Origin of the sequence: Rossellomorea sedimentorum (assembly GCF_046237645.1) — a bacterium.
Classification (GTDB): domain Bacteria; phylum Bacillota; class Bacilli; order Bacillales; family Bacillaceae_B; genus Rossellomorea; species Rossellomorea sedimentorum.
In genome coordinates this window covers 2,184,679-2,201,118 of sequence record NZ_CP143546.1, presented here as the reverse complement: position 1 = coordinate 2,201,118, position 16,440 = coordinate 2,184,679, and the positions used below count along the sequence as shown (strand labels likewise).

General features: G+C 39.4%; 15 protein-coding genes. 7 read left to right on the top strand and 8 right to left on the bottom strand.

Annotated elements, in window-relative coordinates; all coding sequences use genetic code 11:
* The first annotated feature begins 47 nt into the window (after positions 1 to 47).
* Positions 48 to 2,858, top strand: a complete 2,811-nt coding sequence (locus tag V1502_RS10850) for a DEAD/DEAH box helicase (RefSeq protein ID WP_409250665.1) — start codon at positions 48 to 50, stop codon at positions 2,856 to 2,858.
* A gap of 18 nt (positions 2,859 to 2,876) precedes the next feature.
* On the opposite strand, the gene V1502_RS10845 is transcribed toward V1502_RS10850, so the two are convergent.
* Entirely contained in the window at positions 2,877 to 3,272 is a 396-nt protein-coding gene (locus V1502_RS10845; protein ID WP_409250664.1) for a (deoxy)nucleoside triphosphate pyrophosphohydrolase, read from the bottom strand.
* Between the two features lie 206 nt (positions 3,273 to 3,478).
* Between V1502_RS10845 and V1502_RS10840 the strand changes: the two genes are divergently transcribed.
* A complete protein-coding gene (locus V1502_RS10840) occupies positions 3,479 to 5,398 on the top strand; it encodes a 3'-5' exonuclease (RefSeq protein ID WP_409250663.1) in 1,920 nt (639 codons plus the stop codon).
* A gap of 37 nt (positions 5,399 to 5,435) precedes the next feature.
* Here the strand turns inward: V1502_RS10840 and V1502_RS10835 are convergent, their stop codons facing one another.
* Complete coding sequence (locus V1502_RS10835) at positions 5,436 to 6,113, bottom strand: GIY-YIG nuclease family protein (protein ID WP_409250662.1); 678 nt, start codon at positions 6,111 to 6,113, stop codon at positions 5,436 to 5,438.
* 148 nt (positions 6,114 to 6,261) lie between these two features.
* On the opposite strand from V1502_RS10835, the gene V1502_RS10830 reads away from it, so the two are divergent.
* Positions 6,262 to 7,110 (top strand): GIY-YIG nuclease family protein, encoded by an 849-nt coding sequence (locus tag V1502_RS10830; protein WP_409250661.1) that lies wholly within the window; start codon positions 6,262 to 6,264, stop codon positions 7,108 to 7,110.
* A gap of 220 nt (positions 7,111 to 7,330) precedes the next feature.
* The gene (locus tag V1502_RS10825; protein ID WP_409250660.1) at positions 7,331 to 7,624 is read left to right on the top strand and encodes a hypothetical protein; all 294 of its coding nucleotides are present in this window, start codon (positions 7,331 to 7,333) and stop codon (positions 7,622 to 7,624) included.
* 124 nt (positions 7,625 to 7,748) lie between these two features.
* Here V1502_RS10825 and V1502_RS10820 read toward each other — a convergent pair whose 3' ends face one another.
* Positions 7,749 to 7,970, bottom strand: coding sequence for a helix-turn-helix domain-containing protein (locus tag V1502_RS10820; RefSeq protein WP_409254332.1), 222 nt, complete (start codon positions 7,968 to 7,970; stop codon positions 7,749 to 7,751).
* A gap of 168 nt (positions 7,971 to 8,138) precedes the next feature.
* On the opposite strand from V1502_RS10820, the gene V1502_RS10815 reads away from it, so the two are divergent.
* Positions 8,139 to 9,041, top strand: a complete 903-nt coding sequence (locus V1502_RS10815) for a DNA helicase (protein ID WP_409250659.1) — start codon at positions 8,139 to 8,141, stop codon at positions 9,039 to 9,041.
* Positions 8,989 to 10,311 carry a replicative DNA helicase gene (locus V1502_RS10810; protein WP_409250658.1) on the top strand — a complete coding sequence of 441 codons (1,323 nt, stop codon included), beginning with the start codon at positions 8,989 to 8,991 and terminating at the stop codon, positions 10,309 to 10,311. The genes V1502_RS10815 and V1502_RS10810 overlap by 53 nt, the downstream gene beginning before the upstream one ends.
* 111 nt (positions 10,312 to 10,422) lie before the next feature.
* On the opposite strand, the gene V1502_RS10805 is transcribed toward V1502_RS10810, so the two are convergent.
* From V1502_RS10805 to V1502_RS10790, 4 genes are all read right to left on the bottom strand, one after another.
* Positions 10,423 to 11,544, bottom strand: a complete 1,122-nt coding sequence (locus V1502_RS10805) for a hypothetical protein (RefSeq protein ID WP_409250657.1) — start codon at positions 11,542 to 11,544, stop codon at positions 10,423 to 10,425.
* Between the two features lie 376 nt (positions 11,545 to 11,920).
* Positions 11,921 to 12,190: a helix-turn-helix domain-containing protein gene (locus V1502_RS10800; RefSeq protein WP_409250656.1), complete on the bottom strand. Its 270-nt coding sequence runs from the start codon at positions 12,188 to 12,190 to the stop codon at positions 11,921 to 11,923.
* Between the two features lie 149 nt (positions 12,191 to 12,339).
* Positions 12,340 to 12,822: a competence protein ComK gene (locus V1502_RS10795; RefSeq protein WP_409250655.1), complete on the bottom strand. Its 483-nt coding sequence runs from the start codon at positions 12,820 to 12,822 to the stop codon at positions 12,340 to 12,342.
* Between the two features lie 208 nt (positions 12,823 to 13,030).
* A complete protein-coding gene (locus tag V1502_RS10790) occupies positions 13,031 to 13,516 on the bottom strand; it encodes a sigma-70 family RNA polymerase sigma factor (protein ID WP_409250654.1) in 486 nt (161 codons plus the stop codon).
* Between the two features lie 420 nt (positions 13,517 to 13,936).
* Here V1502_RS10790 and trpB point away from each other — a divergent pair, with 420 nt between their 5' ends.
* Positions 13,937 to 15,106, top strand: a complete 1,170-nt coding sequence (gene trpB / locus V1502_RS10785; RefSeq protein ID WP_409250653.1) for a tryptophan synthase subunit beta — start codon at positions 13,937 to 13,939, stop codon at positions 15,104 to 15,106.
* Positions 15,107 to 15,648: 542 nt separating this feature from the next.
* Here trpB and V1502_RS10780 read toward each other — a convergent pair.
* Positions 15,649 to 16,185 (bottom strand): VanZ family protein, encoded by a 537-nt coding sequence (locus tag V1502_RS10780; protein WP_409254331.1) that lies wholly within the window; start codon positions 16,183 to 16,185, stop codon positions 15,649 to 15,651.
* Positions 16,186 to 16,440 lie beyond the last annotated feature (255 nt).

Below are 16,440 nucleotides of genomic sequence, written 5' to 3'. Positions count from 1 at the left end.
AAGTTAATTATTGTAAGATCAATACTTTTGTAAGTCAGGAGATCAACATGGAATTTGAAAAGAAATTAATTACAAACTCAAACAATGGTAATCTACTAAATGAACTCATACAATCAATCAAAGAATGTAAAAGGTTTTATTTTAGTGTAGCCTTTATTAATTTCAGTGGTTTACAGTTGCTGCTGGAATCGTTAAAAGCTGCTGAAGAAAAGGGGACCAAAGGTCAAGTTTTGACTTCTACATATTTAAATTTCACCGATCCTAAAGCAATGGATAAGATTAAGCAATTTGAGAACATTGATCTTAAAGTATTTGTTACGGATAAAGAGATCGGCTTCCATACAAAAGTGTATGTGTTTGAATATGAAGAAAGCTTTAAGGTTATTATCGGCTCTTCCAATATCACTCAAAGTGCACTTAAGAGCAATATTGAATGGAATGTGGAAATTGTAACAAAAGAAAATGGTGCGTTTATTAGAGATGTACTAAAAGAATACCAGCAATTATGGGATCTTAGTCAAAATGCAGATGAGGATTTTATTGATCAGTATGAAGACTTCTTGAATAAGATTAAACAAAACCAAAAGTCTCAGCAATTGATATTCGAGAAAGCTGAGTATATTGTTCCCAATAGAATGCAAAGAAGAGCCATGGAGAACCTGGAGAGGTTAAGGACCTATGGAGAAAACAAAGCACTAGTTATATCAGCTACCGGGACAGGAAAAACTTATATGTCCGCCTTTGATGTGAAAAATTTTCAGCCAAAAAAGTTATTGTTTCTTGTACATAGAGAAGAAATCCTAAAAAAAGCCAAGGATACATTTGAATCACTTATCGCCAATACCGATAAAACTTTTGGGTTGTTTACTGGTAATCACAAACAAAACAGTGCCGACTATCTTTTCTCAACGATTCAAACCATGTCTAGGTATTATGAAGAATTTAAACGAAATGAGTTTGATTACATTATATATGATGAAGCACACCATGCAACGAGTCCATCTTATCAAAAAGTGATGGAATACTTTACACCCGAATTCACTCTTGGTATGACTGCTACCCCAGAGAGAAGTGACCAGGGTAATGTGTTTGATTTATTCAATAACAATGTGGCGTTAGAAGTGCGTTTGCATGAAGCCTTAGATGATGAACTAATCATCCCTTTCCATTACTTCGGAATTACAGACGTTAACGGTGTAGACTTAAGTGATATCTCTATTGATGATATTGCTGAAGTGACAAAAAGACTGAAGGTTAATAAACGTGTAGACTTCATTATAGAAAAGATGAACTTCTACGGACATGATGGAGAGAAGAGAAAGTGCCTTGGTTTCTGTGCGAGTATTGAACATGCCGAATATATGGCTAGTGAGTTTAATAAAAGAGGGTATAAGAGTGCTAGCTTAAATGGCGGAGATTCCATTGAGAAGAGAGACATTTTCGTAAGGCGCTTAGAAGATGATGAAGACGAGTTAGAGTTTATTTTTACCGTCGACATTTTCAATGAAGGTGTTGATATCCCTTCAATAAACTCTGTTTTGATGTTAAGGCCAACCAACTCTCCAATCATATTTATCCAACAACTTGGCCGTGGTCTTCGGAAGCATGGTAATAAGTCTTTTCTAACAGTTCTCGATTTTATAGGTAATCATAGTAAGGTTTTCTTAATCGCCATTGCCTTAAATGGAAGCCGTTATTATGATAAAGAAAGTTTAAAAGTGGCGATAGCAACGGGATTTGCTAATATACCTGGAGCAACTCATATACAAATGGATGAGATTGCCCAGGAGAGAATACTGGAACAAATTGATAAAGAAAACTTTAATTCGATGAAGTACCTTAAGGAAGAGTACTTTGAGTTTAAGAAGTTAAATCAAGGCAAAATACCTTTATATCTCATGGATTATCTAAAATATGATGGGGCTCCTGATCCCACTAAATTTATTGATAAAGAAAAGTCGTATCTACAATTTGTAGCTAAAGTTGAAAAAGATGATGGATTAAAGAAGTTGCTTTTAAATGATACGTTTGAAAGTATATTGAAAGAGTTATCAAGCAAGGTACCTCTCATACGAATCTACGAATTCATTATTTTGCGCTACTTAATGGATCATGAAGAAATAACAATTCAGAGGGCAAAGCATGAGATATTAAAGATTGTTGAAGGTGTAGAAGAAGATAGTATTCTGCATGCTTTTGAGTACTTGAATCAAGATTACTATGATAGTGTTCAAAAAAGGACCAAGGAAAAATTAGTAGAACATAATAGTGGCCGATTAGTTAAGACAAATGCTTTTAAAGCCACTTTAGAAAACGGTGACTACTACCATTTTATTGATGATGTATTAAATTATGGTATTTTTCGCTACGAAAAGGAATATAAATATAAGAATTATGGAGTTCCTCATTTTAAGCTTTACGAACAATACCAAATGGTGGATGCAGCACTCTTATCCAACTATAGAAAAACCCATAGTTCTTTCCGGGGATCGGGATTACTTGCCAATGAAAATGAGTATTTCCTCTATATCGATCTTCATAAGGAAGAAGATATAAAGGAGAGTATCAATTATCAAGATAAGATTATTGATGAAAACTACTTCCAGTGGCAAACTCCAAATAGTACAAGTCAATCTTCGGATCGTGGAAAGAATATAATTTTTAATAAACAAAGAGGCATTAACCTGCATCTCTTTGTAAGAAAATATAAGGAGATTGATGGAAAGGTAGAGCCTTATATTTATATTGGGAAAGGGAATTCTGTGGAATATGAGGGAGAAAAGCCTATCACTATAAAGATGGAATTAGAGCATGAATTACCTGCAAGTTTATATACAGAGTTCACTAAAAAAGTATAGTCTTCTCATTTGAGAAGACTATTTTTCTTTCACTAGTAATTCAACGGCCGGAATATCAGCAGGTGCCCACACTAATGATTCAAGGTTTTCGCGTTTTAACCAAACTAATTTTGAGTGTTCACTAGGGGTTGGACGTCCTGAAATTATTTTGGCTTTTATCGCAATCAAATTAATGATAAAGGTTTCATATTCATGGGTAATATCGTTATGTAAGTCGCCTGTTTCAATTGTGCATTCTAGTTCTTCTTCAATCTCTCTAACAAGAGCAGAGTTTATGTCCTCATCTTTTTCTACTTTACCTCCAGGAAACTCCCACGTATTTGGGATGGCCATTTGAGGAGAGCGTAAAGCACAAAGAATTTCTTTGTTTTCATTTTCAATAATTGCAGCAACTACTTTGACTGTTTTTTTCATGTTATCCTCCAAGCTAATGTTCTCCACTTAATAATAACATTTAAATTGTTGCATACAAATGATTAAGTTTAAACCAAAAAACAATTTTATTAATAAAGAATATGTAGAACTTTCGCTACTAGTGGTAATTTTCACTCCAAATTATGTAAAATATTAAACTTATTGTAGTATAATGAAAGAAAACCTCATAATTTGGAGTGTTTCTTGTGGCTTATACAATTCCAGAGAGCATTCGTTCTTCGGCAACGGCAGGGGAGCGGTTGCTTTTCAGAACATTAAAGAGTTATCTACCCGATGATTATATAGTGTATTATGAACCGGAAATTCACGGAAGAAGGCCTGATTTTGTCATTATTGGTCCAGAACTAGGGTTGTTGGTTCTTGAAGTGAAAGATTATACCAAGAATACGTTATTCCAATTGAATCAAGATGTATGGACGCTGGTGACGTCTTCTGGTGAACAGACTAAGGTGAAGAGTCCATTGAAGCAGGCGCGGGATAATGTGTTTCATATTGTTGATCATTTGAAAAAGGATAAGAATCTCATACAGCTGGAAGGCAAGTATCAATTTCAATTAAAGTTCCCATATGGGTTTGGTACGGTATTTACGAGGCTCTCACAACGGGATTTTATAGAAAACGATTTATATTCTGTCATCGAGCCATCACTTTGTCTGACAAGAGATGAAATGGATCCAGATAAGGAAGCTTTTTCAGAAGAGAATTTGTACGAGAAGATTACCAATATGTTTATTGTTCCTTATCGATTAAGAGAACCGTTGACAAAAGAAGAGATGGATTCTATTCGATATCACTTGTTTCCGGAGGTTCGGATCAGTGCGGAATTTAAGAGACCGGTTCCTTACCAGGATCAGCTGTTGCTTTCTCTTCACGATATTAAAGCGATGGATTTACATCAAGAAAACCTTGCTAAACAGATCGGTGACAAAAACCGATTGATTCGGGGAGTTGCCGGAAGTGGAAAGACACTTATTCTTGGCAGTCGTGCAAAAATGCTGACCAAAGATCATCCTGATTGGAAGATTCTCATTCTCTGTTATAACATTTCCTTGGCTCGTAACATTGAGCAAATGATTCACCATATGATGCACGAACCTGATAATCTCTTTGACTTTGATTTTACGAATTTAAATGAAACTTCAGGAGCAAGTCCTCATAACATTACAGTAAGAAACTTTCATTCTTGGCTGAAGAATGATTTAAGGATTAAGGAACAAAATATTCCTTCTATTCTTGAGAAATTGAGGAATGGGGAGGCTATACTCCCTACCTACGATGCAATCTTAATTGATGAAGGACAAGATTTTGAATCGGAGTGGTACGAACTTGTTAGTTCCTTGCTGAATCCGGATACGAAATCGTTGCTGCTCGTTGAAGACAGGGCACAATCCATTTATAAACGTAAGCGAAGCTATGTTCAGGATACTGGTTTGAATTTCAGGGGAAGGTCGAAGGTGCTGAACATTAACTATCGTAACACGGCCCAAATTGTAAAGTTTGCTTGGGATTTCTATCAATCTCATTCTTCATTGAAAAACAAAGTTGTTGCGAAAGATTTTGAAGGCGAAATTATCGCTCCTCAAAGTACCCGTCGAAGGGGAGTGGAGCCTGCTATTCTAAAAGCTGACTCTTTTTTTACAGAAGCGAAGATCGTTGCCAAACAAATTAAGAAATTACATGAACAGAAAAAAGTTCCGCTTTCAGAGATGCTCATCCTGTACAGAGTGAAAAAGACTTATAATATGAGTTATGTCGATATTTTGAAGAAAGAATTAAAAGCGGAAGGGATAGACTTCTTTTGGATCACTGAAAACAGTGAATCCAAGCGGAAATTTGAAAAGGATGATAACCGTGTGAAAATCAGCACAATAGACAGCAGCAAGGGCTTGGATTTCCAGGCAGTCTTTATCGTCAATCTCGATAACATGCCCTTTGCCCTGGAGGAGGATATTGAAAGGGAGGTATCCTTGCTGTATATAGGAATGACCCGTGCGAAAGAATATTTATGTTTATCCTATTCTGGAGAATCTGAATTCACGAGGTATTTCCAACAAATTGCTGATCAACGGAAGAAGGAGAAACCTACCTCAGAAAAAACTAGTTAGAAAATCACGGGAGGCAGTATGCATCCCGTGATTTTTTTTATTTACTATGTATTTTTCGCCTTGGGGCTAAGACACCTTTTTTGACTAAGTTTAAGAGCGCTCTTTCATTCTTGTAACGAAAATAAACAGACAATCTATTTAGATCCTTGTTTGTTAAAGTAGAAAACTCAACTTTCAATATATAGTCTTTTTCCAATTTTTTAATCAGTGTTTTTGCTAATTCAATTTGTTTAGGTGTTAATGGCTTATTGCTCTTATCTTCAACTTGACCAATAGTTTGAATTATATTATCAGTATAATTTTCCATTTTGATCCATTTAACATCATCTTCATTTAATGTATACCAGCCACTCTCCAAGTGCTTTTCCATTAAGTGCTTATGAAACGCTGTTTCTGTTTGGTGTTGATCACCAGTTTTTATTAAGTGTATTAATTGAGTCTTAAACGGAAGGTTTTCATTAAACATATTCATTTCTTGGTCTATGGTAGCCGTTTTGCCAATTTTGAAAGTGCCATTTAATAATTCCTGAACGAAATAAACATAGCCTTGACAGCTTCCTTCTGGGAACGGAGACTTTGTAACTTCCATAATCCTATTTGGATCAGTATCATATATCAATACCTTTTCTTTTATAACCTGAATTTCTGGTGTATTCACTTGAGAGTTTTTATTCTGTTCAGAGGAAAAGAGCTTTGTAATCAGATTTTTAAGCATGCTATCACATCTTTCTTGTATTCTATTATAAATATCTTCTATATTTTAACAAAGTTAGAAGTGTTTTTACATATTCTTTATAAGTTTGTTTAGAAATATGCTAGTCTATTTGTAGTGAATTAATTATTATGGCCTGGAGGAATTATAAATGAGTTTAGGAAAGACAATACAAATCTTTATGCCAGACGGATCACCAACCAGTGTGAAAATTGCTGAAGTTACTACAAGGATTGTTCAACTTATATTAATACCACGCAATAAACTTACCGAAATGAATCAAAGGGACGAGGTTAAGAATGTAGGTGTTTACTTCCTTTTCGGTAAGTCAGATAGCGATGGGAAACCTAGTGTGTATATCGGTGAAGCAGAGAACTGTTTCGATAGGCTTAAGCAGCATAATAGAGATGCAAATAAGGACTTTTGGAATGTTGCGGTTGTGGCAGTTTCAAAAACAAGCAGCTTTACAAAATCGCATGTAAAGTATCTGGAATCCTTTTTTTATAAAGAGGCAAAGAAGATCGGTCGATATACATTAGAAAATGGAAACATTCCTACTCAATCTTCTCTGCCTGAACCTATGGTTGCAGATTTAATGGATAACTTTGAAACTATGAAAACACTTCTATCTGCTCTTGGATTTCCAATCTTTGAACAGGTAATCAGTAATAAAGCGAAAGAGATATTTTATTGTAAAGGAAAGGACGCTTTTGCCAAAGGAGAATATACAAATGAAGGATTTGTGGTATTGAAAGGTTCAACGAGTAATAAAATAGAGTCGGCATCTTCGGGTTTGACTATTGAAAAAATGAGAAATGAATTGAAAGATAATAGAATTTTAATTGAAGAAGAAAATGTATTTCGTTTTAATGAAGATCACATCTTTAGTTCACCTAGTGCAGCTGCGGCAGCAGTTTTAGCAAGACGTGCAAACGGTTGGACTGAGTGGAAAGATGAAACAGGGAATACTTTGGATCAATTAAAACGTCAGGGAGATTAACAAAGAAGGCACTTATAAAAATAAAGGGTAAGAGATTTTTGCTGGTTTTAGAGTACTTTAATCACTTTATGTGAACTAAGAAGATTGGTAAGTCCCAGGGCAATTTACATAAACGACCGGAAAGGTTCCATCTCCAACGCCCATTCAGTGGAATCGAAAAGGAAATAAAAGGAAAAACCTCCTATCTTGTCGAACTTACTAGATTAGGAGGTGTTTTTTTATGTATTTTGTCAAAAGTTTTAATGTAGAAAACAACAAAGAAGTCGATGAGATTCTTTACTTTTCCACTATGGAGGAAGTCGATCATTATATGGATGAGATGGTCGTCGACTGCACGCTATCGAGGTACCATGCTGGTCTGAAGGTGTTTCTCGACTATGTGTATGTTCATCATACGCCGAATTTTTTTAAGGGGAACAAGGGATATCACGTTTACTTTAGAGTGGAGGAGTCTGAATTGAAGTATGAGTTTAAGAACGGCAAAGGAGTTATTGAAAGACCTGACTCTTGGTGATTTTATACACTGCTGCTTGATTAATAAATAAAAGTAGGTTTCATGGTTTTTTATCCAAGTTTCATCTTTCCTAAGGAGCTCGTGCATGTTATTTTGCATGGGCTCCTTTTAGTATGGATGGAACTTAATACAAATGTTTGATCGGAAGCGGGAGATATAGATCATTCGCTTCTTTTGTAAATACGTGGGTAGTTGATAAGCCAAGACCTGATGCTATCTTTGCCAGGGCAATCGCAGATGGATTTGCTTCGCCTCTTTCAATTTCCCCAAGATATGAATCATGAAGGCCGGATTTCTCAGCTAATTGTTCGATTGATAAATCTTGTAAGTGTCGTTGAGCGCGGATATGTAATATGTAAAGTTGTAAAAATTTTTCTCATAGTTGAATTTTTTCTCCATTACATGAGGATCCAGGAAGTCAGCATTTTTTTGTAAGTTTTTAAAAAGGGGTGTCTTTATCACACTTAAGTCTTCTATATACAAACTAGAAACGTATATAGGAGGAATGATGAAGATGACTGGTTGGATTAAGTTCAAACGCAATACCATTGGAAGTGAAATTTGGAGTGAACCATTCACATTGAGGCTCTTTCTTTTGCTGAGCTGCAAGGCTGTTCAGAAGGAACATGTTATGGTGAATGAAGTGAAGGTGAGGAAGGGGCAGTATTTGCGATCATTCTCACTGATTGCCGAGGATTTGATGTATATCCAGAATGGTAATGTGAAGGTTCCTGCCAAGAGTACGGTCAAGCGAAGTGTGGACCGCCTTGTGAAGTTTGGTTACATAACGACAGAAGAAACCCGCTTTGGGACTCTGTTTACGATTGTGAAGGAGGAAGCTGAGCCTCAGGAATTTTTTTGCGATAAAAGCGGCCCGACGAGTGAAGAACTGCCAGAGAACAGAGAAAAAACGGCTGAGGTACAACAAGAAGAATGTAAGAAAGAAAAGAAAGATAAAAAAGATCTTAAAGACATGGTTAAAGATTCTAAAGAAGAATACTCCAGAAAACCAGAAGAAAAAGAAAGCAGCAAGATTGAAGTGGTGACCAATAAGTTTATGACTCTACGAAATGCAGGATTTCATATCTCGGCAAAAGAACAGTGTGCAATTGAGAGGGTATGCGAAGGGGAGGTTGATGATCAGCAGTTGGTGAAGTGGATGGAAGAGGTACATGCCTCTTATAAAAAGCGAAACAGGTATGGCAGCATAAAATCCTTTCTATACTACGAGAAAGCTTTGATGCAAAAGATTAAAAGTGCAGAAACATCGACTAAAATACCTGAGTCTGTAAGTGATCTCCTGACTGAAACGAATGACTTTCTTGCTCAAATGGAAGAGTGGAAAAGAGAGGGGGAGAAGCGCCTTGAAGAAGGATCAGGCTGGACACCTATTTTCTCTAAGCCCGTCTGTGGATGAGGAGCTTTCCCGTCAACAGGAGCTCTATGAAGCAGAAAGTATGCTGCTTGGGGCTGTTTTCCTTGAACCGTCTGCCATCAATGACATTATTCTGAAGCCGGAGAATTTTTCACAGATGAGAAACAGGATTATTTTCAAAGCGATGAAGAGTCTGCAAAGAGATGGACTGGAGATCAATCCGGTTACGATTGTCGACCGGCTCGGTGATGGGATCGAGAATGTCGGCAGTTTATCTTATATCACGGATATTGCCTGCTGCTGTCCGTCCATCAGCGGTCTCGATGATTACCAGAAAATCGTGTTGGAAAGGTATAGGCTCCGAAAGCTTCAGGAGTCGGCCTCCCAGTTTTTGAACGACCCCTCCAGTGTTAAGGCAGAAGCCCTTTACGAGATGTTTGTGGGCACCCAGGAAATGGTCTTGCAGCAGCATGAAACAAAAAGTGACCCGCTGTTTGAGATTGTCGAGTCATTTTGCTCGGAGCCGGAGCATGTCGGAGTAACTTCAGGGTTTGAGCGTCTTGACAACATGACGGGAGGCTTCAAACCGGGAGAACTGATCATTGCCGCTGGAAGGCCGTCCATGGGCAAGACGGCATTGGTGCTCAACATGGCTTATAGTGCTGCCCTCAATGGAGCAGTCGTTGATTTCTTTTCGCTGGAGATGAGCGGGAAGCAGCTGTATCAACGATTGCTGAGCAGAATGGCTCGGATAAATGCTGGAAAGTGGAAGAATCCCAAAAAGTTATGTAGTGACGAAGAACAAAGACGGGCTCATGAAGCAATGGATACCTGTTTGAAGCTGCCTTTGCAAATCCATGATACGGGACGGCAAACCCTTGACTCCATCAGGGCCAGGATCCAAAAGACACGCAGGGAAAATGAAAATGCTCCCTATCTTGTCGTCATCGATTACCTGCAGCTGATACCGGTTGAAGGAAAGTTCGAACGTCATGACCTTGCGATTGGGGCAATCACCAGGGAATTGAAACTACTGGCAAAGCAATATCAGGTACCGATCATCCTGCTTTCCCAGCTTTCAAGAGCCGTGGAGCAGCGGGGAGATAAGCGGCCAATGATGTCCGATCTGAGGGACTCGGGCAGCATCGAACAGGATGCCGATATTGTCATGCTTCTTTACCGCGATGAGTACTACAACCGAAAAACCAAGGAACGGACAACGGAGGTCAACCTGGCCAAGCATCGCAATGGTCCGGTCGGGATGGTGAAGTTGAATTTCATTAAGGAATACAGCTGGTTTTGTTCGGTTTAAACCGTGACGGCTAAGCTGGGTGTGAGGCCAAGTTAAGTGGATTAAGGCAAAAAAGAAGACCGGATCTCTCGTTGATCAACAAGAAATCCGGACCTATATCCTGACACTATTTTATTGGTAGTTAACAAACGCCGGTGCAGGATCTAATTCCAGAACATCTTTCGGAGTCATTAATGGTTCGTCCTTCTTGTAAAAAACCTTGAATCCACCGTACTGAATCGGCTCTTTCTGCACATGTTCATTGTATCCGGCTCGTTTGATTGCATCCATTCCATGGCCGTCAAAATTCAGCGCCACTTCCACGTTTTTTGTAGGTTGGATGGCATCCGTATTGGTTAGGACATATTCTGAAAATTGATGGACGATGACAAGCTTGTCCGGAAGTCCATTTTCTTCCACCAGATTTGATACATAGTCAATCGCTTTTTGAATGTTTTTCCCATCGACTGTCCCTAAATCCACTCCGGGCACTTGACCTTCTTCCACGCGGAATTCCGTATCGATGGCTAAATGGACGTGAGGGAGTTTCAAGTATTTCTCGAGCGATTTCACTTGATTCATGACGGTGTCACGGGCAAGTTGAACATCGAGGATCAGCAGGGCATTGTGTTCCTCTGCCAGTTTTGCATATTCTTCAATATGCTCATCTGCTGTCGGAACAATATAATCGCCATCTTCCCCGGGAGTTCGCTGGGCTACGGTAGAAATTAATTCGATTGCCGGGATTGCCGGTCTTTCAGGGTCCAGTTCAGAATAAGCCCTGGTTTTTTCCTTTAGTTTCTCCATGTATACCTCAGGGCGGTGCTCTCCTAAGATGCCCATATTAACCGAATTGGGGTGGCCGTAATAGGAAACGATTCGATGCTCCTTAAGCGGGCCGTCTGTAAGGTCTTCTGCGCCTTTAAGTAAAGTTTGGCCTAAAGGAACGCTCCTTTCCGTTTCGCCTCCATGAGCCTGGGTCCTTGGCATTTCCGCCAGCTGTTTATCTGTATAGTTGGTTTCCAACGGTTTTGCACTCTCGGAAGGTTCTATAGCTTGATAGGGAGTTTCCTGTTGGAATCTCGGTGACTTTTTTGTCTTCTCAATAGCTTTATGTTCCTCGCTGACGGTCATATTCGACTTTTCATGCTGTATGGGTTCCTGGTGTGCAGAACTGACTGTTTGCGAACAGCCCGTTAACAGTAAGAATGGAATGGCTGCCAGACCAGCCGTCGTTCTAAATCTCTTTTTCATGTTATCCCACCTGTTTTAAAAAAATGAAAATATGTCTTGAGATGAAGGTGGCTTCTATCATTCTAAGAGATCTTCAATTTATAAGAGTGATAGGAAGATCTACTTTAAAAAAAATGAAAAGCCTCATTTTACTTACCACGTGCTGGTCAATATAAACCTTTGTCTTCTTGATTAGTCATAGAGGACCATTGTAATCAGTTGGAGGCGGGACAAAACATATACATTTTTGATTGAAAAAAGAGGACGAAATCAGTTTGATTTCCTCCTCTTTTTTGTAAGGTTTCAATTTTAGCCTGGGAAACGATAGGTGAATTTATAGATGTTAAGAAGTGGGATGTTCGAGGAAGTAAAGGGGGAGCATTCCCCCAAAGATTCATTATGTACGTGATTTTACGTCCTCTTGATATAAAGGGAAAACATCTTCTTCTATTTCTTTCAGAAGGTGGCTGGGAGTCACATTAAGTCCGGCGGCAACTTTAAAAACAGTATGGTGAGACATCCCAGCTTTGCCCAGTTCTATATTATTTAGATGGTTATGATGAAAACCTGAGCGGTGTGCAAGCTCTTCCTGCGAAAGTCCTTTGTATTTTCGATGAGCCCTGATTACTTTTCCGAAACTTTGTTTGAGAAGTTCCTCTAGTTTCATACTAACCACCCTTTTTCCTTCATTATTGAAGTGATAGAAAAAAGGTGACACAGTCTATAGAGTGTAAAAAGGTATTTAATGGTAATTAATGCCGATTTTTTTAAATATTTTTTGTAGATGCCCTTGTTATAGAATGATCTGCCTGTCTCTTACACTCCAATACTGTCCGTGAAAAACATCATTGAGAAGTAGGCAGTCCGTTGCAATTGCTTTCTCAGGACAGCGGGAGATTCACTCATGTAAACCGTTTTGCCGTTTTTCAATGTTACAAATGAAGATATGGCCTTATCAGCTGTATTTGCTTTAGAGATGGATTCTATGTGAGCGGGAAACAGCCAGATGCATTCGAAGACTTCAGGTGAAAGGGACGGGAAGGCGAAGATGTTCTGTTTCGGAATGATGGGGATCGGCACTTTCCGTTGATAGCCGGTAAAATGCTTCACAGCCTCACGTCTGCCTTCATAGCTGGAATACCCTTGCAAGCAGGCTTTCTTGATGATGGTCAGCGGCGGCTTGGTGACATAGAAGATGTTGTCCGTTTCGATGACTTTTGTGAGGTAGTCGGGGTGTTTGACGGGAATCAATGCAGCTGTTTTTTTGGTTATGGTGTAGCTCGATACAATTTCTTTCATGTAACACGCTCCTCTAATAGATTGACAGAATAGGGGAGTGAGGTGTTGCACCTTCCTCCCGCGGTCTGTCGGTTCATTTTCTTTACTAGTTTATTATTATGGATATTATTGGTAATAAACACAGCCTATAGAGTGTGTTTCTGAAAAATCAGACATTATTTTTAATAAAATCGACAAAAAGCCTCTCCTGAGTAAAGAGGCTTCGTGTTCATTGAATTGTTTTTCGGATTAAAAGTTTGTTCTTTGCTCCATTTCGCCATTTTTTCACTGCTGACACGGACACCTGCTCCCGTTCCGCAATTTCAGTTATTTTCATCATCTCTATGAACGTGTAGAGTACCCATTTCTTTTGCGTATCGGTTAACGGTTGAAAGTAGGTCAGAAGGGTTTCGGTTTGGAGACAGCTCTCTTGGGACTCGTCCGGAACCATCTCCCAAAATTCTTCTTCAGGATAGGAGAAGGACTCTTGCCACTTCACTCTGAGTTTCAGTTCATCCAGCAGCCTTCCTCGGATCGTCGAGTAGGCGTAGCCCGTGAAGCTGCCTTTCTCTTCCTCATACTTATCCCATGCCTCCCAAAGGGCCGTCATTCCGATTTGGACGTATTCATCTTTCTCCTTGTAAATCTGAAGAGAGTTGATGATCTTATGAATCATTGGCTCATACTGACTAAGCACCTCATTAAATTCCTTCAATCTGCTATCCTTCCAAAAGCGCGCACTTTTCTTGTATTCCCGGGTGAGTTCAGCATAAAGGAGGGGGTGTGGGGAGGACAAAGAGGGGTGGGGGAAGTACGTTGCGTATTAGTGTATGTTTCTTCAGGGGAAACTCTCGGTTAGAGGGGAGATGTTGGGTGTTTCGAGGATTTTTAAAAATTGTTGAATTAATTACCTTTAATAGTGGTAAATGAGTTTCCAACAGAACGTCGACGATTTAGACGAAAAAGTGTCCAAAGGCCTTTTGCATGACATCAAATCGGAACTAGGTCCAGCTGTCATATCTCATACTAGTGTTTTTAAAAAAACTGAAAAATAAGACAAATATCTTGATTTCCTTCTAAAATCATGAAAATATAGATGATGTATTTCAAGTTTTTTAGAGGAGCTGAGTTAGAGATGAGTCAAAACAGTGTAGTTGAGAATGGGTTATTTGGAGAATTTGGAGGGAGCTACCTTCCGCCGGACTTGCAAAATGTATTATCAATCCTTGCTGAACAATTTAATAAGTATAAGGATGATGAGGAATTCAATGAAGAATTCAAATTTTATCTGAAAGAATTTGTGGGCCGGGAAAACCCGTTGACATTTGCGAGTAACCTGACTGAAAAAACAGGTGGAGCAAAGATTTATTTAAAACGCGAAGATCTCAATCATACAGGTGCACATAAAATCAATAATGTAATCGGCCAGATACTGCTGGCTAAACGGATGGGCGCCACCAGAATCATTGCTGAGACAGGAGCTGGCCAACACGGTGTAGCAACCGCGACAGCCTGCGCGATGTTCGGGATGGAATGTATCATATACATGGGGAAACTGGATACGGTCCGCCAATCGCTGAATGTATTCCGAATGGAGCTACTGGGAGCGAAGGTCGTACCCGTGGATAAAGGCCAGGGCAGATTGAAGGATGCAGTAGACGAAGCATTGAATGATCTGGTTGAGAACTTTGAAAATACCTTCTATCTATTAGGATCGGCAGTTGGGCCGCATCCATTCCCGACGATGGTCAAGCACTTTCAATCTGTCATCAGTGAAGAATCCAAGAGACAGATCCTTGAAAAAGAAGGAAAGCTGCCAACCGCCGTTGTCGCTTGTGCAGGCGGGGGAAGCAATGCAATCGGTGCATTTGCTCACTACATCGATGAAGAAGATGTCCGCTTAGTGGGAGTGGAACCTGCAGAAGCACCTACTCTGACAAAGGGTGTTCCTGCCGTTATCCACGGCTTTAAGTGTCTGACACTGTTAGATGAAGAAGGAAATCCACAGCCGACGTATTCCATCGCTGCAGGATTGGATTACCCAGGGGTTGGACCTGAACACAGTCATCTAAAAACGACTGGACGAGCAGAGTATGTCACGGTAACCGGACAGGAAGCACTAGAAGCATTTCAGGAGCTATCCAAGGTGGAAGGGATCATTCCTGCTTTGGAGAGTTCCCATGCCGTTGCACATGCTGTAAAACTGGCCAAATCCTTATCGAAAGACGATATCATCATTGTGAACCTTTCTGGCAGAGGGGACAAGGATGTGGAGCAAGTAGCTGAGATGTTGAATAAAGCGTAGATTCGTTTTAAAACTGGTTATCTGAAAAGGGTAACCAGTTTTTAATAATTCAACGTATACAAAGTAGCCGTCCAATTCGGAACTGAATTGGACGGCTACATTTGGTTTGTATATCAAGGTTTTACATAAAGTTAGGGGAGGTTTAGCACTAAATTCGCCCCTTGTCAGCAAGGTTACAGGATCTGTTGGCATCGTGAAATTTTGTATGCTATGCAAATGGGTGTGTTAAAAAGTGCAAACCGGTAAAAACAAAACCTAATGATATGACTGGAGATTACTACGGAAATGCTTCAAATGAGGAAATAGCTGTTTAAGTAGAAGACAACGAGTGGCAAAAAGCTGTTTATGTCCATAAGGCACCTTTTCATTGGATGGATACGCCTTAATAAACGAAAAAATAAGTAAATATATAATCCTCTAATAGGGGGCGCATGACCTGCTGTATGTCCGGAAAGAACATTGAGCTAAATGAAAAGATTGAGTCTAATAGCTCCATCCTCAATCTTTATTTTTGCTTGCAGCGGAATCCAATGCAGCTTGAGCTACAGCTTATTCCCAACCGTTGTCTGGTCTGTCCGTTTTGCTGAGTTAGTCATTCTGATCAAGCCTCGGTACATAACCAATCCTACTGTTGTACCAAGAGTGTTGAGGATCAGGTCATCTACATCGAATGATCTCATGGACGTAAACAATTGAACGACTTCAACAGTCAGTGAAATAAGAAAACCTATCAGTATTCCATGCCACAGTTTATTAATCTTATATCGCAGTGGAATAGCCAATCCTAAAGGAATGAATAACAGGATATTTCCACCTATATTCCTTATAGGGACCATATAATAGAAGTGTGTGAGAGACCCGTAAATACTTGTGAAGGGTATCAGATTCATACGCTGAAAAGGATCTCCCGTTTCATGTGGATACACATAGAAAGGAAAAGGGAAGAGGGTCAGGGAATAAATAAAGATAATTGAAAAAAAGAACAGGCCTTTGGCAAATTCAGTCTTAATGGAAAACTGTTTTTGTATTGCTAAAACGGTAATCCTATAAATTAGCCACGGGACAACAAACAAAATCATTGGTTCTAATGACAACATATTTTCATCTCGCTATCTATTTGATTTCTACCCCTATAATCCTATCATAAGTTTTTGATCTGGTATAAGCTTACGAAGTAATCCTATCTTGGGTGGTATAGGTCAGCTGTCCTGTTTTTAAGGTTTTACTCCCTACACAGCCCACTTCCCCCACATAACGCCCCCACCTCAGGACGTATCTGCAATTTAGGGTAGACCTTCCATTCTCTTATGTACACTCAAGAAACATTGAAGCCC